The sequence below is a fragment of the Lysinibacillus sp. CTST325 genome, from assembly GCF_054665055.1.
In genome coordinates, this window is the sequence record NZ_BAAFHO010000004.1 from 14,973 (window position 1) to 39,023 (window position 24,051).

The window sequence follows — 24,051 nt, forward strand, 5'->3', positions numbered from 1 at the left end:
AGAGCGGGCTCGTCATATTATTCACTTGCTTCTTGATGTAAAGTTACTAGTTCGGCTGCGTATAGATGAAATGCCTTTTCATCTTTTTCATCGAGTGCTCTATCTATCAGAACCATGAGCTGCTCTTCACGATGCATACGCTGGATATGATTTAAAAATAAATCTAAATAAATCTCGTTTAATAATTTCTCTGCCTCATCAACTTTCTTTGACTGACCAACGGCTTTTAGAAAATCTGTATACGAATAATATTTATCCAACGATCTCACCTCGATCCTTTTCTAAATTATAAGAAAATTGAAATTAAAATGCAATGCATAAGAACTGAAAATCACTTCGATTTACTATTAATCTCGTGCAATTTCAAGCAATTTCTCTATACAATCGCTTGATATATCAATGATTTTCTCCCTTTATCTATATTTTCAGAATTTAATTTTATGTTCTACACTTCAATAACAAATAGAAAAAGGAGGTTTACATAGATGTCAGCAAACTACATCAATGGATATTTAATGTCTTTCAACACCTATTTACTTCAGCCAATGCAGTATGACTCTAAAATTTTCACACGGGTAATTGATAAGCATAATGAAATTATCGTCACACGGAAACCAATGCATATATTACGAAAATCTTGTATTTCACTAGGAACAACCTATGAAGCAGCAAGACAATCCGCCAAACGCTTTTTTGGCAATCAACATAAGCTTCCAATCGTTGTTGCTTATGATTATGGTTATCCTTGTATTTTTCTACCAACGTATTCTCCAAACTCTAACCACAATATTTGGATTGGACTTCACGCCATTTCGAATATTGTACCGAGTAAAATAGGCTGTATCGTTACACTGAAAAATGATCAACAGATTGAACTTCCTATTCAATATGCTTCGATTAGCAAGCAATTTGTCAATGCATCGATGCTCTATAAACATTACATGAATGAACGTAAGGAGATTAGCCAAGACACTCCGTATCATCCCCCTTTTTAATTTGAATGACCTATCAAACTAAAAAACCCCTCAAAAGCACAATTTCCATGTGCCTCTGAGGGGCTTTCATTACCCGATTTTCGAACGTAAATATGCATTAATGAATGGATCTACATCACCATCCATCACCGCACCTACATTACCTGTTTCTTCATTTGTACGATGATCCTTTACCATTGAATATGGATGGAATACATATGAACGAATTTGTGAGCCCCAGCCGATTTCCTTCTGTTCACCACGGATTTCATCTAGCTGTGCCTGCTGCTTTTCGATCTCTAATTGATAGAGTTTCCCTTTTAACATCGTCATGGCTTTTTCACGGTTTTTAATTTGTGAACGTTCTGCCTGACATTGTACGACTGTACCAGTTGGAGTGTGCGTAATACGAACAGCTGAATCTGTCGTATTAATGTGCTGACCACCTGCACCTGTTGCACGATACGTATCAATTTTTAAATCCTCTGTACGAATATCAATTTCAATATTGTCATCGAATTCAGGCATAACATCACAAGAAACGAACGATGTATGACGACGACCCGAAGAGTCAAATGGTGAAATACGTACTAAACGATGGACACCTTTTTCTGCTTGCAAATAGCCGTAAGCATTATGACCCTTAATGGACAATGTAACAGATTTAATCCCAGCTTCATCGCCTGGAAGGTAATCAACTGTCTCGACTTTAAAGCCACGTTTTTCCGCCCAGCGCGTGTACATACGAAGCAGCATTGAGCCCCAATCCTGAGATTCCGTACCACCTGCTCCTGGATGCAGCTCTAAAATTGCATTATTTTGATCGTATGGACCGCTTAATAGTAATTGCAGCTCAAAATCGCCCATTTTTTGCTGGAATTCTACTAATTCATTGCCAAGCTCCTCCTGCAATTCTTCATCAGGCTCTTCGCGCAATAGCTCTAGCGTCATATCTAGATTCTCATATGTTTCCAATAAATCTTTATACTCATTAACAGTTGCCTTTAAGCCATTACTCTCATTAATGATTACCTGTGCCCCTTGCTGATCATCCCAGAAACCTGGCTCAAGCATCATTTCATCTAATTCTTGAATGCGTGCCTCTTTGTTTTCTAAGTCAAAGAGACCCCCTAAAATCCGCCAATTTTTTGGCTGAAGTGTCTAACGCGTTACGTACATCTGCTAATTCAATCATTGTTAAATCCTCCGAACATTATTAATGGGGCAAACTTGTAAAACTTCTATGATAGTTACAATGGATACATTAAAGCCCCGATCTCTTTATTATAACGTTTTTACGGCGGAAAACATACTTTTTTACAAACACAGCATTCGTTTCAGTCTTTTTCAGCTTCATCCTCAAAGATCACATCGTTTGTCATACGTTGGAATACTTTATCTTGATCGTATTGAACGGATAAATTCTTTGTTCGTTTCTCCAGTTTATATTTTAGTAAAAAAGCTCTTTGAATTCTGTTTTCAAATGCTCTAACACTTAGATCCACATTCGTTTCATAGCCATTCATAAAAAGTACTCTTGTATTCTTTTTATCGACAGCTAGATAGTCCTGAATATGATGAACAGCAAACCATATACAGTCACGTCGTACATAAGACTTACTTGGAAACCATACAATATTACTTTGTTCATGAACAACTATTGGATTTTTATTCAACTTTCCAAGTATCATTCTCGATCCATCGAAAGCACCTCTTAAGCTAGAACCAAAATAACGTAGATTATAATCCATTAATTTTGTCGGTGCTAATTTTGATAGATATTCGTAATCCCGTTCTATTACACGTGTACACAAGTTACCATGGGCATCATACTCCGGTATATACAGCATCGTTTTACTACTCATAATGTCATCACTATGCATGTCAATCCTCCTTAATATAGTATTTATTTTTTCTAGTAAAGAGGCGTATACTAATAAATATATCGGTATACGCCAATGTATTTCCTTGAGAAGGTCTGGCCAGGACATCTTTTCTCGAGGATTTTTTATATTCACCCATGAATCACCCCCTTTATTCAAAGAATAGGTTCAAATCAACGAAACTTTCCTAACTATTTATATTCATAATAAATCAGAAAAAAGTTATAAACATTACCCTTTTCATTGAACTATTTACCTATTGTTGTAGTATTATATACCTTTATCTGAATTTTCAGTTTTTTATTCATTTAAACTCTGATTGAAAAACCTTCCACCGACTTTTTGGCGATTGTTCGTACATTCGCCATGGCCTTGACTATCGTGAAAATATCCTAAAACAAAGAAAAAAAGACCATTTTAACATAAAGTTAAAATGATCTTTTTCGAATATTATTGACCTGCACCATGGCAGTTTTTAAATTTCTTACCGCTTCCGCATGGACATAAATCATTACGTCCGACATTTTCAGCCTTACGGACAGGTTGCTTTTTCGGAGCTGAACCGCCATCCTCTTTCGGATTAACAGCTTGGCCTTTTGCAACTTCTTCACGCTCTAAATTATTATGGATTTCTGCCTTCATCGCATATTTTGCTACATCTTCGCGAATGGAAGCGACCATATCTTCAAACATAGCAAAGCCCTCTTGTTGATACTCACGAAGTGGATCATTTTGACCATATGCACGAAGATGGATACCTTGACGTAGCTGATCCATAGCATCGATATGATCAATCCACTTTGTATCAATTGAACGTAGTAAGATAACCTTTTCAAATTCACGCATACGCTCTGGTGTAAGCTGTTCTTCTTTTTCATCATAACGCACTTGAACAGCATTAGAAATTAGCTGATTAATCTCTTCTGCGGATTTACCTTGGAAATCTTCCACCTTTAGATCGCCTTCATCTAATAGATTTGCTGCGACAAAGTCATCAATTGCTTTTAAGTGCCAATCTTTTTGCTCACCTTGCGTATACAATGCGACAACATTGTCGATTGTTTCTTGAATCATAGACTCAACAAGCACACGCATATTTTCTGTTTCTAATACGTCGTAACGCTCTTTATAAATAATCTCACGTTGCTGACGTAACACATCATCATATTGTAATAAGCGTTTACGAGCATCGAAGTTATTACCTTCAACTCGTTTTTGAGCTGATTCTACTGCTCTTGAAACAACTTTAGATTGTAATGGCTGTGAATCATCCATCCCTAATTTCATCATCATGTTCTTCATATTATCAGAGCCAAAACGACGCATTAATTCATCTTCTAGTGACAGATAGAATTGAGTAATCCCTGGGTTCCCTTGACGACCAGAACGACCACGTAGCTGATTATCGATACGACGAGACTCATGACGTTCCGTACCAATTACCGCTAAACCGCCAAGCTCCATTACACCTTCTCCAGGCTTAATGTCCGTACCACGACCAGCCATGTTCGTAGCGATGGTTACTGCACCCTGCGTACCAGCATTCGCAATAATTTCCGCTTCACGCTCATGGTTTTTCGCGTTTAAGACGTTATGTGGGATTTTATGTTTATTCAATAAATTCGAAATAATTTCAGATGTTTCAATTGCAACAGTACCAACAAGAACAGGTTGTCCTGCTTTATAGCGCTCTGCAATATCTGCCGCTACCGCTTTATATTTCCCTTCCATCGAAGCAAAAATTAAGTCCGGACGGTCGTCACGAGCAATCGGCTTATTCGTAGGAATCGCTACAACACTCATATTATAAATATTACGGAATTCCTCTTCCTCAGTTTTCGCTGTACCTGTCATACCCGAAAGCTTTTGATACATACGGAAGTAGTTTTGGAACGTAATTGTCGCCATCGTCATCGATTCATTTTGAATCTCTACGCCCTCTTTAGCTTCAATTGCCTGATGCAGTCCATCTGAATAACGACGACCTTTCATTAAACGACCTGTAAAGCCGTCAACAATAATGATTTCGCCCTCTTGTACAACATAATCAACATCATTATGCATACTTACATGAGCCTTTAACGATTGGTTAATCGCATGGTTTAAACGTACATGTGTTAAATCAAATAGGTTATCAATGCCAAATGCTTTCTCTGCTTTTTCAACACCAGCATCTGTTAACGTAACACCTTTTGTCGACTCTTCATATGTGTAATCTGTTTCCGCACTTAACATACGAACAAATGCATTAGACTGTTTATAAAGCTGTGCTGATTTCCCAGCCTGACCCGAAATAATTAATGGCGTACGCGCTTCATCAATTAAAATCGAGTCAACCTCATCAATTACCGCATAATGTAGCGGACGTTGTACACGTTCTTCTTTATAAAGCACCATATTATCACGTAAATAGTCAAAGCCAAGCTCATTGTTTGTACTATACGTAATATCAGCTTCATAGGCTGCACGTTTTTCTTCTTTTGACAGGCTGTTCAAGTTTAAACCAACCGTTAAGCCTAAGAAATTATACAAATGTCCCATTTCCTCAGCGTCACGACTCGCTAAATACTCGTTGACTGTCACAACATGTACGCCTTTACCAGTAATAGCATTTAGGTAAACAGCCATCGTAGCCGTTAACGTTTTACCTTCACCGGTTTTCATTTCCGCAATATTACCTTCATCTAGTGCCGCAGCACCCATAATTTGTACACGGAATGGGTACATCTCTAACACACGCTTTGACCCTTCTCGACAAACGGCAAAAGCTTCCGCACGAATCGAGTCTAAATGCTCTCCGTCGGCATAGCGCTTTTTAAACTCTTCTGTTTTCGCTTGTAATTGATCATCTGAAAGCTGTTCCATTTGAGAAGCGAATCCCTCAACCTGGTCAGCGATTTTTTCTAATTTTTTTAGTTCACGTTTATTGAAATCAAATAATTTATTTAATAGGTTTACCATGAATTTTTTCACTTCCTATATAGTCTCAACTTCCATTTTACCATTGTGTAACAGTTTCATGCAAACAGAGTCCCTAGCATGAAAGGAAAGCTTGAAAAAGGCTCCCGCTTTTCGCGAGAGCCTTTGTGCATATTAAAGTTTAAGTTGTTTCAATTAAGCCATATTTACCGTCTTTGCGTTTGTAGACAATATTTGTGCCGTTTGATTCTGCATCTGTAAAGATATAGAAATCATGCCCTAGCATATTCATTTGTAAGACAGCTTCTTCTTGATCCATCGGTTTTAGATCAAATTGCTTTGTGCGAACAATAGAGTATTCGTCTTCCTCTGTTGATACATCTGCTGCTGCTTGAGAAGTAGCAAAATAAAGGCCTGTACCTTCACGCTCACGGAATTTACGGTTTACTTTTGTTTTATGCTTACGGATTTGACGTTCTAATTTATCAACGATTAAGTCAATTGCAGCATACATATCATTATGACGCTCTTCAGCACGAAGAGTTAAGTTCTTCATTGGAATTGTAACTTCCACTTTAGTTTGCTTGTCATTATAAACCTTTAAATTTACGTTAGCGTTGGCGTTAACATCTTCGTTAAAATAACGTTCAACTTTCTCGACTTTGTTCTCAACATACTCTCGAATAGCTGGAGTTACCTCAATATTTTCACCGCGAATGTTAAAGTTTAACATGTAAACTCCTCCTTTATAACTGCTATACTTACTATTTCTACACAAGTGTGCGAAATTCCTCTAAAATAATTCTTTTTTTCAAAAAAATTTTTTCTGCAATAATGTATAGCATCTGCGAAAGCAAAGAAGTTAGATATGGGATGAACAAAATCCCCCACTGATGAATGTTTCACCTTATGAATGAATGCTATTTAGTTTTGCCTCTTCAGCTTCTCTTCTTCGGCGCAGTTTCAACTCTTCGACAATCAAATCTTCAACCGATTCCTGATCATTGAAATTCACGCCATATTGCTTGCCCTTGCCAAAAGGACGACTCCAAATTATTTCACCATAAGCTCGTACCTCACTAGTATCAAGAACAAAGCGTAAATCCAAAGGAGGCGGATTAACACCTAAATCCACCTCAGTAAACATCTTTAAACCTCGTGGACTAATATCAAGCAAATCAGCCATTGCCGTTTGCGCTTGATTGACTCTTCCATCCTCATATATCGCAAAAGTCATTTTAACAGGCTCATCGAACTTAAATCGAAAGCCTTCTTGGCGTTTAAATATCATCTACCCACCCCAATACTATTCTAAACATCTATTTAGCTTGATTATGACACGATGCATGTTTTACATCTAGAGGGAATAAGTAACATATTTTACCGGATAAAGACCTATTTTATGACTAATTAAATGTTTCCCTTTTGTATGATATAAAATGCCATGTCTCGTATTTCTTGCAAAGAAAAGAGACCATCATGTATCGATGGCCTCTATGCTGTCTAAATTTGTCCAGTGTTTCCCTGACCGTATTGCTGCTGTCGATTGATGCGAATAACTTCCTTCCATGTATCACGGAATTCCGTCACTAATCCCTCTACTTCTTCAATGATAGCGACATCGTTTTGAATATTTGCCTCGACTAACGACGATTCATATATTCATATTGAGTTAGCTTATCTCTATTGGCCTGCCTTCACGCCTAAATCACGGCGGATTTCATTAATCGGCATGATTTCTTTTATCTCCTCAACTAGCTGTACTTGAATTTTTGGGACCCTTCCTTCTCCAACACTGCTTACTTTTATAAAACTTCAATTTGCTGCTTTAAATAACGATTCTCCAGTTTGTAACTTAGCAAAACTTACTCCTCCTTTGTCATAGGTATATTATTTTCCTACAGGCTGTTTAAGGCGATGTAATTCGTCATTCTTGTACCATTTCATCCATATTTTAAGCTAAAAATAATTACGAATAATCGATTCTTGTAAAACTTGTTTTGTAGGATTTCCCGCTAATCTTAGTTCAATTGCTTTCATTTTTACTTCTAAAGCGGGACTATCTTCCCCATAGAAAAAACACCTTCACGTTGATTTGATAGGGTATATACCCATTTTTCAACGAAAGGTGTTTTTATTTATCATATTTTTGTAGGGCAGTTCAATAACAAGTTTTAAAACCTTTTATCTTACTCCTAAAATAGAGTTATTATGAAATTGACTTGATAATTTTTAAATAGTCTTTTTGATTGTCCATCTCATATAAAGTATTTTGTTTTAATTGAAAAATAGTGATATTTAAAGTTTCAATTAAATCCAAAGGTATGTTATCCCAGTATAAGGAAGGTTTTTTAAGATTTTTGGATTGTAAGTATTTTGAAAAGTGTTGTTTTATTATTTTACAGTCTTTCATTTCCCAAAAGGAAACCCCAGATAAAGATGGGAGTTGTTCGTCAGTGATTTTTATATCTATTACTTTTTGATTGTTGTCTAATATTGGACACCATTCATTTTCTTGATCAACTCGAATAATTGTAAAATATGTACTTTGTATAGGTTTAAGGTTTAAAAAAACATTTTCAAGAAAGACCGTATCTGCATCGATGATAAATGAATCCTCAAAATAAGGCAGGGCTAATTTGAAGCTATAAATACTATTGTATTCTTTATACATTTTATTGAAGATTAATTTTACTCCTGGAAATTTTTTTGTCAGATATTCAAATTGATTAGCTAAATGTCCAGTAACAATGTAAATCTCATTGATTTTTGCTTCAATTAAAAATTGAATAGTTCTTTCTATATTAGGTACTTTATTTATTGGCAAAAGTGCTTTATGTTTTGTTTTTGTCCATTCTTCGAAACGAGATCCGAGTCCCGCTGCAAGTATAATTGCGTTCATATTTTCAAACCTCTTTTGAAAGATATAATTGTAAAAAATTCTTTTGGATTATTTGTTGTCAAGATAGATCCTGTAATAATAAGCAAGGCTAATAAAAATTCTTTTACTCCTGCTTCAAATCCTAATAATAGTCCAAATAAAACAGCCCACGCAGAGTAACTAATATTTAATCCCATAGCTTTAATAGGACCAACGCGATTAATCGATGTGTAGTAAAATAAATATGAAGCAGTGCCCGCTAATGCAGTTAATGCAAATAAAATAATTGTAAAGTCTTGTAATACTAATTTTACTAAAGGAATGCCCCCAATAATTGGGACTATTAAAAAGCCATAAACTATTGCAGAAACTGTTTGTCTTATTTGTAAAGCTATAGAAGGTAATACGTCATTTTTCATACCATATGCGGAGATAACAGATTCAGATCCCCATCCTAAAACGCATAACAAAGCGCAAGATAATCCTAAAATTAAATTTTGCGGTTCTTCTTGTGAAGTTAACCCTAAAGAAATTGTTGCTATTATGGCAAGAGAAAGTCCTATAATGTTTTTCTTAGTCACTTTTTCTTTTAAAAATAAAAAGCTTAAAAAAGATCCTACTGCAGGATATATTGCAGATATAATGGCCGTATAGGAAGGACCAATAAAATTAATTGACAACATAAATCCTGACATACCTATTGGTCCCCCTAAAAGTGCGGCAATCATTACTACTTTACCATCCCTACTTTTTAATGATTGTTTGAGCTGATGTGTTCTTTTAAAAAGTAAAGTATGAAATATCATCCATATACTCGAAAAAGCATCATGTAAAAAAGTTGAGATTAAAGGTGCAATAAAAATATAATCTTTAAAAATCGAGCATGATAGTATAATTCCTATGATTATCGTATTCACACCCCATAGAATTCCACCCAAAAGACCAATCCATTGTCCCCTTATCTCGTATTGTGAAATTTTCAACAGTAATCCAACCCCTTTAATAGGTTGGATCCTCTTTCATATCTTTTGTAACCATAATTCCCAAAAGAATCACCATGTAACTCTTTTATAATTGTCCAGAGGCTCCAAAGGATATCCTGTACAGATTTATAAAAATTCAACTGAAAATATTCCTCTTCTAAAAGAGGACGCTGAAAATAGAATTTTAAAAATTTTTGTTCATCATCGCTCGTCAATTCACTTTCTAAAATAAAGGCAGCCAAATCCCAAAAAGGATTATTATATCCAGAATATTCCCAGTCGATTAAAAAAATTTTTCCATCGCTCGATTTAATGAAATTTTCTGGAACTAGATCATTGTGGCAAGGACATACGGAAAAGGATTTTAGTTGCTGAATTTTATCATTTAAGAATTTTATTTTTTCTTTTTTCTCGGAAAAATTAGGGTATTTTTTATCTATGTAATATTTATTTGTTTTGGTGATAATAACAGATTCATAATCTTGGATTATACTTATAAATGAAAAAGTATTATTCATTTTAATATCAGAAGAGTGTAATTTCTTTAAAATAGCAGCTATATTCTCCATATTATTTGTAATTCCAGCTGTTTGTTTCGACAAAGTCTGTGCATTTTTTACATATTTCGCAATTTTGACACCGTCATGAGCATTAAAGTAAAAAATAGGTACATCAATTTCTAGAGCTGCTATCGACTTAGCGTTGATAATTTCATTTTGTCGGTTTACTAGACTATTTGTTCCAGCTCCTGGTATTCTAATTTGCAATTCATTACCATCTATTAAAGTAATTTTATAATTTCTATTGGTCATACCTCCAGAAAATTCAATTCCCCTAATTTCTTCAGGCTGAGTTCCAATAGCTTGATGTAAATAATTTGTAATAAACTGAATTGTTTTTCCGCTGATATTTCGATTGATATTAGAATATATAACGTCAATAGCTTTATTAAATTGTTCATTAGAATCTATATTAATCCATGTATTATTATTTACATTAATATAAGATATAGGCCTATTACCTTCTATTAGAAGGTAATCTTTATTTAGATATTTTTCTAGTAGACTTACTGATTTCATCGTGCCAGTGGATGTATATATGGAAATGATTATAAAATTTACATTTTCATTTTCTAACTCTTCTATAATTAAATCCTTTTTATAATCCACGATGATAAAAATCTCGTGAATATTTCTGTTTTTCAAAATATTTACTGTTCTTTTTATCAAGGTTTGGTGGTCAACTTTTAATAAACAAGATGGTATGTCGAAAGCATTGGAATATCCTGAAGCTAAAATAACAGCAGTATTTATATTATGTATCATTTCTTTAAACCTTTCATTCAATATCAAAACTTGGTAAAATGTGTTTATGTATTATAAAGATTATACTATATAAAAACTTTAAATACATGAGTTTATAGTAGGAGGAAAAAGTTTTGTCAAGTAAAAATGTAATTGAAATTGTAAAAAATTTACACAATCGAATTGAAGATAGTATGAGGAAAGAAAAAAGAGAAGAAGTAAAAAATGCTTTAGATGAGTTATCAAAAATTGCAAAAACCGAGACTTATTACATCGTTAGCACAACATTATTTTTCGAATCTGGGGACATTGAAGAAGCAGCTTTGAAAGTCAAAGAAGGATTACAGCAATTTTCATATTCCTATTCACTGCATTTTAATGCTGCTTTAATTCACTTTACTTTACAAAAATTTGATAATAGCTTTTATCATTTTGGAAGATGTCTAAGATTATCAGAGAATAAAGAAGAGATAGAAGCTGTACGAAATAATCTCAATGAAATGGTATATACATTAAAAAAACAACAAATTTATTCATCAGAACAATTACAAAAGTACCTAAATAAAGTTGATCAACTTTCTAAAGAAATTGATGAACGGGTCTATCCTTTAAATAAATTTGGGGAAAGCATAATTCGTAAGGTTCAAAATCGTGGCACTGAAAATGAAAATATGACGAATTTATACAAATCATTATTTATTGAAAATATTGATGATTTACACAGATTTTTTACAAAGACAGAATATTTTCAAGGACATGAAGCAAAACGTTATCAATTTGCTTTTATTAAGAAAACAACTTTACCTTTTTCATTTTTAGAAAAAGATACTGAGTTAACAATTAAAATAAATAATACTACATATGATTTTACTAATTCTCTTTTAAAGTTTAATCAATATAACTACTTGACATTTGATCCAGGAGAAATTGAAATAACTGCTAATAAACCTATATTTATTGGTAATCCGATTGCATTGAATGATGAGCCAAAAAGATATAGATTAGTAGCTCATGTTTTTATCGATGGTTTATCTGGTAAGTACTTAGAAGAAAACGATAGAGAATTATTGATTCCGAATATTTCAAATACTTTTAATAGTAAATACGAAAATACAAATTGCTATGCTTCTGCTGATTGGACTTTTCCAAGTAACGCAGGGCTAGTTACCGCAATGGATACTATTGCACATGGCCAATACCACTCAACATTTGGACATGATTTTTCAGAGAAGCAAGAATCACTAATTGAAAAGATTCGTAAATCAGGATATTTTACTGCTTCCTTTACTGGTGATTGGCGTGGCACACCACCCCACGGCTATGGAAAGAGTTTTGATCGAATTGTATTTAAAAACTCTATGGGTGGTTTTGGTGCAGGAGAAATCATGGAAGAGGTTATCGATCATTTAGAAACATTCAAAGAAAAAAATAACTATATTTGGTTAGTTCTACCTGATTTACATGATGTAGCAGATGAAATCTTCCCATCCATTAATAGTCAAGTAAATACTAACGTACTAAATCGATTATTTTCTAAGAAGGGAGATACTTCTGTTCTCACAGATTATGATAAAAATAAAATTATTCGGTATGGAGAAGAGTTGAAAAGAATAGATTTACACTTATCAGTTCTTTTCAATTATATCAAACATAACTATGATGAAGATGATGTTCTTGTTATTATTCACTCTGATCATGGGCAAGGGTATTTTGAGAAAGAACCAAATCATTTCCTAAACTATGGAAGAACCAAAGTACCATTTATGTTGTTAGGGGGGGGAATGCAAGGAACTAGTGATAAATTAATGAGCAATCTTGATATCTACCCTACAATATTGGATTTATTAAATATCGAATATGATAAAGAAAAATTGCATGGTAAAACATTAGAGGATTTCGGTGGCAAACAACGTAAAGAAGTCATGACAGAATCTTATCATCCGAATCAAACTTATAAAGCTGTAATTTATACGAGGGATTTTCAATTTTATTTTGAAACAGAGGATAGTGTTGATAATTATGGAAGAGTCGATTTAGAACACTTTAAGACAGATTTAATTAAATTAAATGATAATTTAAATGATACTAATGTAGAAGAAATAATAGACTACTATACAAATTGGATTTTAGAGAAGAGAGTAATTCTTCAGAAATAGAAAATAACATACACTTCAATAGAATAAATCCGGAAGCTTAAAATTTTTATCATGCGAAATAACATAATTGATTAATATTACTAATCATAATCCTTCTATCAAAAAATAGGAATTCGCTATATCTCATTAGCATATACTAGTATTCATCTCTTTAAATAAAGGTTCTAAGTTTAATGTTTGGGTACCCTAATCTTTCAGCACGTTAGCCCAAATGAACTCCGATTTCTTTATACTTTAAATTTAATAAGATTTTTGCTCGAAAGTGATCGAAGCGTCGAAAGCCATATGCATTCCGTTTCATCACTTTTGTTTTATTATTAATGCCTTCCAAGAAGCCGTTGGAATAACCAAAACTAAAGCTATTTAAGATTTCTACTTGAGAGTTTTTAAATGTTTGAATTGCCTTTAAGAAAGCTGGTAATTTTGTCTCTTCTACCTTACGGTAAAAAGCTAGTAATCGCTTCTTCACTTCTACGACATCAATCTTTGTCTTTGCCCAATCAATAGGCTTCCTTTAATTCATGAGCTACTTTTAATGTTTTAAACAATTCTGTATAGCGCTGTAAGTACCACTGTTGTTTCGGTGATAATTTAGATGCACGTTTATAAAATACATGACACATACATTTACATTTTGTGCGATTGTATTTGTCCCATTCTTTTTGTACTTGACGGCCCACTTCATCCATTGCCCAGTAGATATAACGGCTAAAATGAAAGCGGTCTGCCACAATAACAGGTCAACCTAGCGATTGACGAACAGCTGCTTTAAAACTTGGATTCATATCCATGACCACTATCTCAACATCTACTCCATACTGACTTAAGTAATTTTTTATTGTTTCTTTTTTACGATTCGGTAAAATATCAATCGGCTCATGTGCCTCCGCATTCGCAATTATTAGTTGATACGTACCTACATCTGTATCTCCTTTATACTCATTAATCGCGATCGCTTTTGGTAAACGTACATCCTCTACTAATTGTTTATTCCAACCTTTTTAAAACAGCGAATGATCGTCGTGGTTGATGTACCTAGTACTTCTGCAACTTCTTTAAATGTTTTGGCTTTAATAGCACGTATACTCACCACTTGATTCTATTCTTTTGAGTAGTGTTGATATTTATCTATGAAGAGGGAGTTTTGCAATTGTAAATACAACGCGATTCGATCAGCTACTTCTTCTATTTTCGTAATCTCTACATCTTTTAATCCTGGAATATTCATGTTACTCACTTGCACAGTTCACCTTTCTATTACTTGTTTCTCGACAATTCAAGTATATATGAATTAGTGAATCTCTGTTTTTTTATGCATGTAATTTTTTGAATACCCAAAAAAATATTATAGAACCTAACCTAGAAATAGGTTAAATATTTCCTTTTCTTATGATATAAATGCCGTGTCTCACATTTCTCGCAAAGAAAAGAGACCATCGATTAATCGATGGCCTCTTTTGTTGTCTAAATTTGCCCAGTGTTTCCCTGACCGAATTGCTGCTGTCGATTGATGCGAATTACTTCCTTCCATGTATCACGGAATTCCGTCACTAATCCCTCAACTTCTTCAATAATAGCGACATCACTTTGAATATTTGCCTCGACTAAACGACGATTCATATATTCATAGAGAGCAAGCATATTTTTTGATATTTCGATGTCCATATTTAATGTCGCCATAAGCTCACTAATAATCGCTTGTGCTTTTATAAGATTCGTATTTTTTTCCTGGACATTTTTTTCCTGAATCGCATGTTTTGCTTTATGTAGGAACTTTAAACAACCATTATAAAGCATTAACGTCAGCTCACCAGGAGAAGCAGTTGTAACACTATTTTGTTTGTATGCATTTTGTGCTGTTAAATTTGCTGCCAATAAAGGACAACTCCTTTGAAATGTTACTTTTCTACTAGTTTAAACCATTTTATGAAGAAAAGCTATTAACTCAAATACGCCTCTGCGGTATTGTTGCTGTCGCTTCGCTTTCGGACAGATAAACAATGCGTCTGGATTTTGAATTGTTTTATCACAATTCACTTCTTTTAAAATCCATGATATCCGCCGAGGCTTTATCTTTCATTAAGCTTGCGGCGTCCGCCACGCTAAATAGAGATAAAATGTTAATTCTTTTTGTCATAATACATCCCATCCATTACACGAACATTCGAGTAGGGATTGAAGTATTGCTGTTCACTTTTTTTCGTTTTCTGTAGGTTTGCCATATCCTGTTTTACATCATTCATGACAGCAGTCAATCGTTCTTTTATCCCGTTATCTAATTCAAGTAACGTACTGTGTATGCGATTTTGTTCATCGAAATGAAAGCCTTCCTGAATCAAAGCCTCAATAATCGTTTCACGTTTGTCCAACATGCTATTGATGTTGTCAATGTATTCATCACGCTCTTCACCATTTGGGCTGTCTCCCAATAGCTTAAATAAATTAGCTGATACCTGTAATAGTTGATCTATTAATTGCATAATGTTCTCCTACTTTGCTAATTAGAAACAAGCCAAAACCTTAACCTTATGAGAACAAACTTGATTGCTTGTTTGCTTTATTGATTGCTTGCTCCATAGCTGTAAATTGTTTCCAATAACGAGCTTCGACATCTCTTAGTTTAGCTTGTAATTTCGTCATACGCGTATCTGATTCGTTAATTGCCCTACCCAAACTAAATGTATTGTTAACAGCTCCATCTCTTCCTGCTTGTTTCTCAATTTGGGTTGTCATTTTTTTCATCTCATCGCGTAAACGCCATGCAATCCCACGACTATCTTCTGTAACTTTTACTGTTTTTCCATTCACTATTTGTTCTTTTACAGTGACATCACCCGTTTGTGAGAACATTTTAAACACTTGATCTGGATCTTTTTCTAATGCAGCATCTAGTTTTCCTTCATTAATAACAAGCTTACCACTATTTTTCATATCTTTTGAAGTAGTAATCCCAATTTCAGCTAATGAATCCATAAATTTATCGCCAAGGCCTGCAACACTACCCATAAATGTATCGCGCATTTTTGCCATACCATCTCGAATAATTGAATCACTACGCAATAAACCACTCTTCGCTTTTTCATCCCAAAGCTTTTGCTCATTTTCACTCATATCTTTACGTTGCTCAGCTGTTAGTGGTGCATAATCACGATATTTACTTTCTTTTAGCTGTTTATTAAACTCATCAATCATTTCGTTATATTTTTCAACAAACTCCGTGATTTGTTCCTTCGCAGCCTTTGTATCAGAAGTAGCTTGCATTGTGACAGGGGCTGCTGTCGTACCACCTGTTGGAGTATTGTTCTTTACTTCTTCAGCATTAGCATAAGCTTGTTCCGCATCTTTTTCGCGTTGCAAGCCAGCTTCATAGTTGCTTTTTACACTATCATAACTCGCTTTTTCTTTTTCATAAGTAACTTGCTTTGCCGCAATATCTTTAAACTCAGTTAGTCTAGTAGAATCCTGCGCAAGGAACTGTAATTGTTCTACATTTGTTCCTTTCAGCATTGTTTTTAAAGAGCCATCTGCAAGATCATTAATAGCAGTTGTAATTTCTTCTGTTGACTTACCGTTCATGCTATTTAAAAACGTAATAGCATCATCATTTGTAAGTAAATTTTTATTAGTTGCTTGATAAAGTCTTTCATCTGCTTCTTTATTCGCTTGGTTACGGAAATTCTCAAGGCTATCTGCATTATCTTTCATTCTATTTAAATCTGCATCACTATAAGCGCTAAACTGGCTCATCGTTCTTAATGTATCAAAATCATTATTTTTAATTGTATCAATATCATTATCACTTAACTTCGCAATACGATTTTTATCAGCAAAATCTTTGTAAACCGATTGCTCCTGCTCAGTTAAAGTTGAAGCAAATTTACCATTGTATGCAGTATCAAAATCTGTTTTAAATGCGCTAGGAGGCAATGTAGCATTTTTAAATTCATCTATCGTAGAAAAAGATGTCCCAAAATAACGATTCGCAGCATCGATGTATTTTTGAGTAAGCCCATTTGGTCCTGCCATAGCATCTTGTGCATTTTGAAGCTCTAATTCTGCTGCCTCATATTGCTTTAAAGCAACATCACCAGCATTAAAAGTCTGTTTTAATGTCATTTCATAACCTGAAATTGTAAAAGTATTAGATGAACGCTCTGTTTGAATACCATTCACTTCAAACATAGCATTTTTACCATTGCTTGCTAATTTACCATCAGTTGATGCGAAGCCTAGTTTATTAAATACTTCCAATCCGCCTGTAACAATAATTTCACCTTGTCCACCTTTTTCACTACCTGTATTTTTAGCAGTTAGGGACAATTTTCCACCTTCAAATAAAGCAGTAACACCTGCACCAGTACCGTTAATTGTCTTTACTAAATCATTAATTGTCATATCATTAGTAAAATTAACTTTTGTTGCCTCTGTTGTTAATCTACCATCCTTACCAATTGATTGGATAGAAATAGAATTTACACTCAAATTTAGCTCACTTAACTTTGAGTCACCGGTATATTCAGTTTGATTACCTACAACTTGAGCTGCAGAAGCTAATTGTGATACACCACCAATTGTAATATTACCAGTTGCTCCTGAAGTAGCCTTTACTGATACTAAATTTTCATTTGATGACGTTGCAGTTTTTTGATTCATTTTTCCTGAAAGAATCATTTTATCTAATAAGAAAGTATCGAATGTTTTTAACTTTGCATTAACATTACGATATGCATCACGTTTCCATTCTAATGATTGTTTTTGTTGAAACGTTTTATTCAAAGGCATACGTTCTGCCTTCATTAATTTCTCTACAAGTGAATCAATATCCATACCAGACGCTAAACCGCCAATTCTTGTTACCATACTCTTTTCCTCCTCTTTAATGTTTTTATATTTTCTTGTCTACAATCATACCAAGCATTTTCTGCATTTCATAAAATGCGTCCAATAGCTTTTTGGGAGGTATTTCTTTTACTACCTCCTCGGTATTTTGGTCAACCACCGTCACATAATATCGTTCTAACCCTTCATGATATACAAACTTCGCTGCGCTGTGTGTAACTTCTAACATTTGGTTCATTGTATTAACTGCTTGTTGAACTTTAGCTTTAGTTTCCTCATCATTTTCAAGTAATTGGACTTGTTCAACTTTAGATGTAGATATTTTTATAGTAACTTCACTTCCTTGATTCGTTCCTCCCTCGACTGCTGGTTTATTTTTAGTACCAGTTTGCATTATCAGCGTTGCATCCATATTTGTATTTTCTGATATACGCATGTTTCCACATCCCCCTTGAATTTCTTACAGGCGTTACTAAAAATAATATCGGACAAATTAAAAAGAATTTCAGTTTTTCCAGAAATCATCAAGAAAAACTGAAATTCTCATATTTATAATGGAGTTCTTGGGATAAAAAGTTGAGAATAATATAAATAACTCATTATTACGGCTAACGAGTGTACGAGTGTACCAGTGTTTAATTCCAGAGGATTTTATTCCTAAGTTTTGCAGAGAGGCCGTTATGGGCTTCCATAAAAGTGTTTTTTAAATTTTTTTCATATCTAACCCTGGTTTTATCCTACGTTGCCACAACTAACTATAATTAATTACTAATCATCACAAACATATGTCCCATTGTAGTATAACCAGAGTCCTCCATACCCTTACGAACGCCTTGTAAATAAGAAGAATTATGTTCAATTGCTTTTGCAAGTTGTTGTATACATTCAATTACCATGTCTTGAGTTAATTTTTGCTGCTTTGAGGCCATACCAATCATATGTAATTTAATGAGTGTAAAATGAATAACAAGCATCATATAACTCTCGAACATTGTATTATAATCATATGGAAATAGGTTTTTAAATATATAATTGACAACATAATTTTCAAGCATATAGCCTTGCTTTTTCATAAATGGTTCATACAATTCTAGATAGCTCTGTTGGTATTTAGCAATTGATTGATCCATGTCCTGCACTTCTTTATTGTCATTTTCGTCTAATAGTAATCCATCTAATAATTGATGTAGAATCGCTAAATACTTTTCCGATGACACCCCACCATCAGACATGCGATAACGTATTAAGTCTCTAGCCAAATTTAACTGAAAATTTAAGTTCCCTTCAATATTTTTTAATGATTCAATGAATTCTTCGTTATCTAAGCGGTTTAAATAATCTTCCATAATTGTAGGTAGCTGTTGCTCTAAGTCACTTAATTTTAATCGCTCAATTTTCTGAATAAATAGACCTAAAATTATTAATCGGATTTCAATAGGTTGTTTACGATTTTGCATCAGTTGGATAGTAAAAACTCTCAAATTCCAAAATAGTGGATGCTTCTCCAAATTAAGTTCATTACTCATTAATCCACGAGTATCTTTGGGCTCCTCTGTCTCAATAAAACCTAAACCTTCTTCACGCAAGAGAGCAACTCTTGCTGCCTCAGGGCAAGATAAAGTTAAACTTTTTTCAACAAAAGAACCTACTTTAGTAAATTGTCTTGGATAAGTAGCACAAGTATTACATAAAAACTGTTCTCCCAATTCTTTATGAATACCACATAACCCATCCTCTAACATCATATGACAATTCTTATTCTCATCTAAAATTAATTTTGCGTAACTCGAATCGTCCTGTTGACTTCGGTTACGCTTCACATAACGTTGTAACTTCTCTCTTATTTCTGGATGTTTTACTTTACGATAGTTTTGATAAGTCCTTTTATCTACCGCAATATTCCACCCAGCACAACAAGTATCTTCACAAGCACCACCAATACAACTAAACTCTTCAAAATAATCTGGAATTAAAATCGGTCTCATATTTATATTTACACATCCTAATTTCTCTTATTATAAATTAAATGGTTTGTATTAGAGGTTCGTATAAAGGTATTCACATATCTTAAAATCTTCTTCTGTATCAATATCGTACGATCTCTCAACTGGCATAACATATGCTATAGTTTCTTCTGTTATAAAGTTTCTCGTTTGTTTTAAAAGATCGATATTCGCAAGATATATTGCCCCATTTAACGTATATACTTTCGGCAAATCCTGACGTCTCGTTATCAAAGTCTGTTGTTTTAACAATGGTTGCATTTTAGTAGAACTATCTAATGTGTACATCCAATAAGGCGATTGCCCTACCTCACATACACTAACGCAGAACTCTGCATTTTCTTGTAAAAGCTGCTCTATACATCCATCTATATCTTCAACTAAACGTAGAGGAGATGTTGGCTGTAACATAACAACATATTCATAGTCAGAAAAATGTTCTAAAGCATGTAAAACTGGTTCAATCCCAGCTGTCGTATCTTCTGCTAAATTAGCAGGTCGTACAAATGGAACATCTGCACCAAATTTTTGGGCCACCTGTAAGATTTCTTTATCCTCTGACGAAACAATTATTCTATCAATATATTTTGACTTTTTTGCTTCTTCAATTGTCCATTCAATTAATGGTTTTCCTGCTAATTCTTTAATGTTTTTCCGTGGCACACCTTTTGAACCTCCGCGTGCAGGTATAATTGCTAAAACTTTAGGCTTCATTTAAAAGCTCCTTAATTTCATTATTTGCTTTATTAAAATCATCCATTTGCCCAATATCTAGCCAATATTCTCTAATTGGAAATACAGATGTTTTACTATTTTTTTCAATCAATTTCTCAAAAAGAGAAGGCATATCATAAAACTTGTCCTGTGGAATCTGGTCAAGCACATCAGGATTTAATACATAAATTCCAGCATTTACAAAACTACGATGAATTGGTTTTTCTCTAATTGTCACCAAATCTGTACCATCAGTTTCAATAACACCATATGGAATTTGATATTCATATTCTCTTACACACATCGTTGCAACTGATTTATGCTCCATATGGAATTGCATAAGTTGGTCAAAGTTAATTTGTGTTAGCAAATCTCCATTCATCACAAAAAATGGTTTCGTCGGTCTATTTTTTAGTAATGAAAGAGCCCCGGCAGTCCCCATTTTCTTGTCTTCCTCAATATACTCAATTGTTACATCCAATGCTTCTCCATTTTGAAAATAGTCCTGGATAACTTCTTTTTTGTAATTCACAGAGAAAATAAAGTCAGTATAGCCATATTGTTTGAAACCTTCTATTATTGTTTCTAAAATAGGTTTATTCCCAACTCTAAGCATTGGTTTTGGTGTATCATTTGTTAATGGTCGCAACCTTGTACCTAGTCCACCAAGCATTAATACAACCTTGTTTTTATTTAAAGAAGTTTCAATATTATCAGCAAAAAGTATATTAATAATTCTATTATTATCATCCACTATAGGTAACTGCTTAAGCATTTTAGATTTCATTAGTTGCTTATATTTATGATATTTTTGACCTCTCCTTGCACTTATTGGATCTGGGTTCATTATAGATGTAATTGTTACATCGAGACCCTCACCTCGCAAAATACCACGGCGAATATCTCCGTCCGTTACAGTCCCAAGTAAATGTTGTTCTTCATCAACGACTACTGCAAATTGCAAAGAAGAATCATCAATGATTTTCATTGTATCTAGTAAAGTATTATTTTTATTAACTAATGTTTTTTGCCATTGCTTCATAGAATTACACTTCCTTTGCAGGTACGCCAACTGCTTTTATGCCATTTGCAATATTATTAACCACAACTGCTCCTGCACCAATTAAACAGTTTGATCCTATATGAATGCCTTGAATAATTGTTGCACCTGTTCCGACATGTGTCCCTTTTTGGATATGGACACTACCCGATATCTTAGTGCCTGGCGCAATATGTATATGGGAACCTATTTGACAATCATGATCAATTAGCGCACCAGTGTTTATAATACTATTATCGGCAACTGTTGTATTCGTTTGAATAATAGTACCAGCCATTATTTGAACTCCTTGTCCTAATTGAACGGAAGGAGCAATAATGGCTGAAGGATGGATTACAGATTTAAAAAGATACTTTCTTTGCGTAAACGTATTAAATATTTTTTCTCGTAATGGTGACGGCTTAATTGTCCCTATTCCAAGTACTAGTTCAATGTCAGATGAATTATGATCTTCTATTACCTCATCAGATCCTAAGTAAGTTAAATCAAAATCATTCTCTTCTATAGTCGGTGCAGTAAATCCGATAATCGTTTGCTTCTGTGCAAGTAAAATTTCTGTTAATACCGAGGCATGTCCCCCATTCCCAATAATAATAATTGGTTTATTCATCTATTAGCTCATCCTCTTCATATGATTTTGAAGCAATTTCTCCGATAAAAGACCAGTATTTAGAAGGTTGAATACCATCCCCAGGTCTTTTTACAGTCAAATTGCTAACAGAGAATACTTCACCTGCTTGTATCGGATTTTTAGCAACTAAGCTTTTCCGTGCAGGAATACGATTTTGTAGTTCTATAGCTGTTGGACTTTTTATGCCATCTCCTAATGCCTGTTCCACTTCTCTAATCCCTATTATCATTGACTTAAGTTCATCTGGATTTAATGAGGCCACATGATCCGGTCCTTCTAACGTTTTATCTAATGTAAAATGCTTTTCTATTACTGTTGCACCTATACCTACTGCTGCAAGCGGGATATGGATTCCTTCAGAATGATCTGATAATCCAATAGGTAACTGAAAGACTTTTTTCATTTCACGCATTGCTTTTAAATTAATGGAATCCATTGGCGCTGGATATTGTGTGGTACAATGTAAAAGTGTTACGAATTTTTGTAACGCTGCTTTCGCTTCTTCAGTAGCATAAAAACTATATACTCGCTCTATCGTAACAGGTTCCTTAGATTTCACTAAACCATAGGCTATAAATGCTAATGCCTCGTGAATCTCTTCGATAGTTGCCATTCCAGTGGATAAGATAATTGGTTTTTGTTTCGTTGCAATATAATGAATAAATGGTGCATTCGTTAATTCTCCTGAAGGAATTTTAACCGTTGCAATCTCAATTTCATCTAGTAAAAAATCGACACTTTCAAAGTCAAAAGGTGTCGATAGAAATTCAATTTGCTCTGTTTGACAAAATGACTGCAATTCAATAAATTCCTCGTAAGTTAATTCTAGCTTTTTTAACATTGCAAATTGAGATGTTGCTTCTTTCAAATTTTCAACTTGATATGCTGCTTGCTGTGCCTGCTTTGTAACTAGATTTTCTGCTTTAAATGTTTGAAATTTTACCGCGTCTGCCCCAGCTTCTTTTGCAACCATTACAAGCTCTTTTGCCATTTTCAATGAACCATTATGATTGACACCTGCTTCAGCGATGATAAAAGTCTTCATAAAATTCGCTCCTTCAATATCATAAATGCCTCTGCTGCTTCAAAGCCACTTGCAGCCCCTCGAATATATGCAAGCGATTGAATAGCCTTCACGCTACGTGGAAAAGGAAATTCACTTATTTCTGATTCATAAACTTTCATAATTTCAATTTTCTTGTCAAGAAACGACTCGATATTTACAAATACATTTGGTCTAAAACCATTTGCATCTGGGTTTATAGTAAAATCCGTCTCTGACAATGTCTCATACGCCAGTACTTTTTCAACAGACGGATATCTAAACCATTTTGTACAGGCCATGGTAGCATCAAAAACAGCTTTATGGTCAGAATGTATATCACTTGGATATGGAACATATACAAAATTAGGTTGTATCTCCTTAAAAACCTCACTTATTTTACTGATTAATTCACTACTCGGAACTTGATCTAACATCGAGGCTTCAAATTCTAATTCAAATACTTTTTCGAATTCGTATTTTTCTGCAACTTTTCTTATTTCTTCAAATCTTTTTTCTTTTTTTTCTTTATCAAAAGATTTACCCATGTGTGTAATAATAAACCAATATACTTTATCACCTTGCTCAATATGCTTTAACAATGTTCCTCCGCATCCAAGTGTTTCATCATCTGGATGCGGAGTTAAAATTACTACTTTCAT

The 24,051-nt window shown here is 34.0% G+C and carries 21 protein-coding genes and 2 pseudogenes; 2 read left to right on the forward strand and 21 right to left on the reverse strand.

The window, feature by feature from the left end; genetic code table 11:
* Positions 1 to 17: 17 nt before the first annotated feature.
* A complete protein-coding gene (locus tag ACYQ73_RS11735) occupies positions 18 to 260 on the reverse strand; it encodes an IDEAL domain-containing protein (protein WP_460012672.1) in 243 nt (80 codons plus the stop codon).
* A gap of 225 nt (positions 261 to 485) precedes the next feature.
* Here ACYQ73_RS11735 and ACYQ73_RS11740 point away from each other — a divergent pair, with 225 nt between their 5' ends.
* Positions 486 to 995: a competence protein ComK gene (locus ACYQ73_RS11740; RefSeq protein ID WP_460012673.1), complete on the forward strand. Its 510-nt coding sequence runs from the start codon at positions 486 to 488 to the stop codon at positions 993 to 995.
* Positions 996 to 1,064: 69 nt separating this feature from the next.
* On the opposite strand, the gene prfB is transcribed toward ACYQ73_RS11740, so the two are convergent.
* The 9 genes and pseudogenes from prfB to ACYQ73_RS11785 form a co-directional block, all read right to left on the reverse strand.
* Positions 1,065 to 2,169, reverse strand: a protein-coding gene (prfB, locus tag ACYQ73_RS11745; RefSeq protein ID WP_460012674.1) for a peptide chain release factor 2 whose coding sequence is annotated in 2 segments (ribosomal slippage) — positions 1,065 to 2,093 and positions 2,095 to 2,169 — 1,104 coding nt in all. Because the reading frame shifts where the segments join, the coding sequence is not laid out codon by codon here.
* Between the two features lie 142 nt (positions 2,170 to 2,311).
* Positions 2,312 to 2,857, reverse strand: coding sequence for a competence protein ComK (locus tag ACYQ73_RS11750; RefSeq protein WP_460012675.1), 546 nt, complete (start codon positions 2,855 to 2,857; stop codon positions 2,312 to 2,314).
* A 450-nt stretch (positions 2,858 to 3,307) separates the two neighbouring features.
* Complete coding sequence (gene secA, locus ACYQ73_RS11755) at positions 3,308 to 5,818, reverse strand: preprotein translocase subunit SecA (RefSeq protein WP_460012676.1); 2,511 nt, start codon at positions 5,816 to 5,818, stop codon at positions 3,308 to 3,310.
* Between the two features lie 139 nt (positions 5,819 to 5,957).
* On the reverse strand, positions 5,958 to 6,509 hold the full coding sequence (hpf, locus tag ACYQ73_RS11760; RefSeq protein ID WP_460012677.1) for a ribosome hibernation-promoting factor, HPF/YfiA family: 552 nt from the start codon (positions 6,507 to 6,509) through the stop codon (positions 5,958 to 5,960).
* A 174-nt stretch (positions 6,510 to 6,683) separates the two neighbouring features.
* Entirely contained in the window at positions 6,684 to 7,067 is a 384-nt protein-coding gene (locus ACYQ73_RS11765) for a PilZ domain-containing protein (protein ID WP_460012678.1), read from the reverse strand.
* Between the two features lie 212 nt (positions 7,068 to 7,279).
* Positions 7,280 to 7,452 (reverse strand): annotated as a pseudogene (locus ACYQ73_RS11770) (flagellar export chaperone FliS); the annotation flags it as partial.
* A 533-nt stretch (positions 7,453 to 7,985) separates the two neighbouring features.
* The gene (locus tag ACYQ73_RS11775; protein WP_460012679.1) at positions 7,986 to 8,678 is read right to left on the reverse strand and encodes an NTP transferase domain-containing protein; all 693 of its coding nucleotides are present in this window, start codon (positions 8,676 to 8,678) and stop codon (positions 7,986 to 7,988) included.
* Positions 8,675 to 9,640, reverse strand: coding sequence for a DMT family transporter (locus tag ACYQ73_RS11780; protein ID WP_268636189.1), 966 nt, complete (start codon positions 9,638 to 9,640; stop codon positions 8,675 to 8,677). The genes ACYQ73_RS11775 and ACYQ73_RS11780 overlap by 4 nt, the downstream gene beginning before the upstream one ends.
* Positions 9,637 to 10,986 carry a phosphotransferase gene (locus ACYQ73_RS11785; RefSeq protein WP_460012680.1) on the reverse strand — a complete coding sequence of 450 codons (1,350 nt, stop codon included), beginning with the start codon at positions 10,984 to 10,986 and terminating at the stop codon, positions 9,637 to 9,639. Before ACYQ73_RS11785 ends, ACYQ73_RS11780 begins: the two co-directional genes overlap by 4 nt.
* Before the next feature lie 92 nt (positions 10,987 to 11,078).
* Here ACYQ73_RS11785 and ACYQ73_RS11790 point away from each other — a divergent pair, with 92 nt between their 5' ends.
* Positions 11,079 to 13,100 carry a sulfatase-like hydrolase/transferase gene (locus tag ACYQ73_RS11790; RefSeq protein WP_460012681.1) on the forward strand — a complete coding sequence of 674 codons (2,022 nt, stop codon included), beginning with the start codon at positions 11,079 to 11,081 and terminating at the stop codon, positions 13,098 to 13,100.
* 202 nt (positions 13,101 to 13,302) lie between these two features.
* On the opposite strand, the pseudogene ACYQ73_RS11795 reads toward ACYQ73_RS11790, so the two are convergent.
* The 11 genes and pseudogenes from ACYQ73_RS11795 to ACYQ73_RS11845 form a co-directional block, all read right to left on the reverse strand.
* Positions 13,303 to 14,328, reverse strand: a pseudogene (locus tag ACYQ73_RS11795) (ISL3 family transposase).
* A 236-nt stretch (positions 14,329 to 14,564) separates the two neighbouring features.
* Complete coding sequence (gene fliS / locus ACYQ73_RS11800) at positions 14,565 to 14,975, reverse strand: flagellar export chaperone FliS (protein WP_403027491.1); 411 nt, start codon at positions 14,973 to 14,975, stop codon at positions 14,565 to 14,567.
* Between the two features lie 245 nt (positions 14,976 to 15,220).
* Positions 15,221 to 15,580 carry a flagellar protein FliT gene (locus tag ACYQ73_RS11805; protein WP_460012682.1) on the reverse strand — a complete coding sequence of 120 codons (360 nt, stop codon included), beginning with the start codon at positions 15,578 to 15,580 and terminating at the stop codon, positions 15,221 to 15,223.
* Between the two features lie 46 nt (positions 15,581 to 15,626).
* Positions 15,627 to 17,960 (reverse strand): flagellar filament capping protein FliD, encoded by a 2,334-nt coding sequence (gene fliD, locus ACYQ73_RS11810; protein ID WP_460012683.1) that lies wholly within the window; start codon positions 17,958 to 17,960, stop codon positions 15,627 to 15,629.
* A 25-nt stretch (positions 17,961 to 17,985) separates the two neighbouring features.
* Positions 17,986 to 18,375 (reverse strand): flagellar protein FlaG, encoded by a 390-nt coding sequence (locus tag ACYQ73_RS11815; protein ID WP_460012684.1) that lies wholly within the window; start codon positions 18,373 to 18,375, stop codon positions 17,986 to 17,988.
* 325 nt (positions 18,376 to 18,700) lie between these two features.
* Entirely contained in the window at positions 18,701 to 19,924 is a 1,224-nt protein-coding gene (gene fliB / locus ACYQ73_RS11820) for a flagellin lysine-N-methylase (RefSeq protein WP_100545298.1), read from the reverse strand.
* Positions 19,925 to 19,975: 51 nt separating this feature from the next.
* Positions 19,976 to 20,656: an acylneuraminate cytidylyltransferase family protein gene (locus ACYQ73_RS11825; RefSeq protein WP_460012685.1), complete on the reverse strand. Its 681-nt coding sequence runs from the start codon at positions 20,654 to 20,656 to the stop codon at positions 19,976 to 19,978.
* Positions 20,646 to 21,698 (reverse strand): nucleotidyltransferase family protein, encoded by a 1,053-nt coding sequence (locus ACYQ73_RS11830; protein WP_460012686.1) that lies wholly within the window; start codon positions 21,696 to 21,698, stop codon positions 20,646 to 20,648. Before ACYQ73_RS11830 ends, ACYQ73_RS11825 begins: the two co-directional genes overlap by 11 nt.
* Positions 21,699 to 21,702: 4 nt before the next feature.
* Positions 21,703 to 22,326, reverse strand: coding sequence for an acetyltransferase (locus tag ACYQ73_RS11835; RefSeq protein WP_460012687.1), 624 nt, complete (start codon positions 22,324 to 22,326; stop codon positions 21,703 to 21,705).
* Entirely contained in the window at positions 22,319 to 23,392 is a 1,074-nt protein-coding gene (neuB, locus tag ACYQ73_RS11840) for an N-acetylneuraminate synthase (protein ID WP_460012688.1), read from the reverse strand. The genes ACYQ73_RS11835 and neuB overlap by 8 nt, the downstream gene beginning before the upstream one ends.
* Positions 23,389 to 24,051, reverse strand: a complete 663-nt coding sequence (locus ACYQ73_RS11845) for a PIG-L deacetylase family protein (RefSeq protein ID WP_460012689.1) — start codon at positions 24,049 to 24,051, stop codon at positions 23,389 to 23,391. Before ACYQ73_RS11845 ends, neuB begins: the two co-directional genes overlap by 4 nt.

Bases quoted from the DNA above. Each gene is read 5' to 3' on its own strand.
- ACYQ73_RS11740 (WP_460012673.1), top strand. From the start codon at position 486: ATGTCAGCAAACTACATCAATGGATATTTAATGTCTTTCAACACCTAT.
- ACYQ73_RS11750 (WP_460012675.1), bottom strand. From the start codon at position 2,857: ATGCATAGTGATGACATTATGAGTAGTAAAACGATGCTGTATATACCG.
- secA (WP_460012676.1), bottom strand. From the start codon at position 5,818: ATGGTAAACCTATTAAATAAATTATTTGATTTCAATAAACGTGAACTA.
- hpf (WP_460012677.1), bottom strand. From the start codon at position 6,509: ATGTTAAACTTTAACATTCGCGGTGAAAATATTGAGGTAACTCCAGCT.
- ACYQ73_RS11765 (WP_460012678.1), bottom strand. From the start codon at position 7,067: ATGATATTTAAACGCCAAGAAGGCTTTCGATTTAAGTTCGATGAGCCT.
- ACYQ73_RS11775 (WP_460012679.1), bottom strand. From the start codon at position 8,678: ATGAACGCAATTATACTTGCAGCGGGACTCGGATCTCGTTTCGAAGAA.
- ACYQ73_RS11805 (WP_460012682.1), bottom strand. From the start codon at position 15,580: ATGCAATTAATAGATCAACTATTACAGGTATCAGCTAATTTATTTAAG.
- fliD (WP_460012683.1), bottom strand. From the start codon at position 17,960: ATGGTAACAAGAATTGGCGGTTTAGCGTCTGGTATGGATATTGATTCA.
- ACYQ73_RS11815 (WP_460012684.1), bottom strand. From the start codon at position 18,375: ATGCGTATATCAGAAAATACAAATATGGATGCAACGCTGATAATGCAA.
- fliB (WP_100545298.1), bottom strand. From the start codon at position 19,924: ATGAGACCGATTTTAATTCCAGATTATTTTGAAGAGTTTAGTTGTATT.
- ACYQ73_RS11825 (WP_460012685.1), bottom strand. From the start codon at position 20,656: ATGAAGCCTAAAGTTTTAGCAATTATACCTGCACGCGGAGGTTCAAAA.
- ACYQ73_RS11830 (WP_460012686.1), bottom strand. From the start codon at position 21,698: ATGAAGCAATGGCAAAAAACATTAGTTAATAAAAATAATACTTTACTA.
- ACYQ73_RS11835 (WP_460012687.1), bottom strand. From the start codon at position 22,326: ATGAATAAACCAATTATTATTATTGGGAATGGGGGACATGCCTCGGTA.
- neuB (WP_460012688.1), bottom strand. From the start codon at position 23,392: ATGAAGACTTTTATCATCGCTGAAGCAGGTGTCAATCATAATGGTTCA.
- ACYQ73_RS11845 (WP_460012689.1), bottom strand. From the start codon at position 24,051: ATGAAAGTAGTAATTTTAACTCCGCATCCAGATGATGAAACACTTGGA.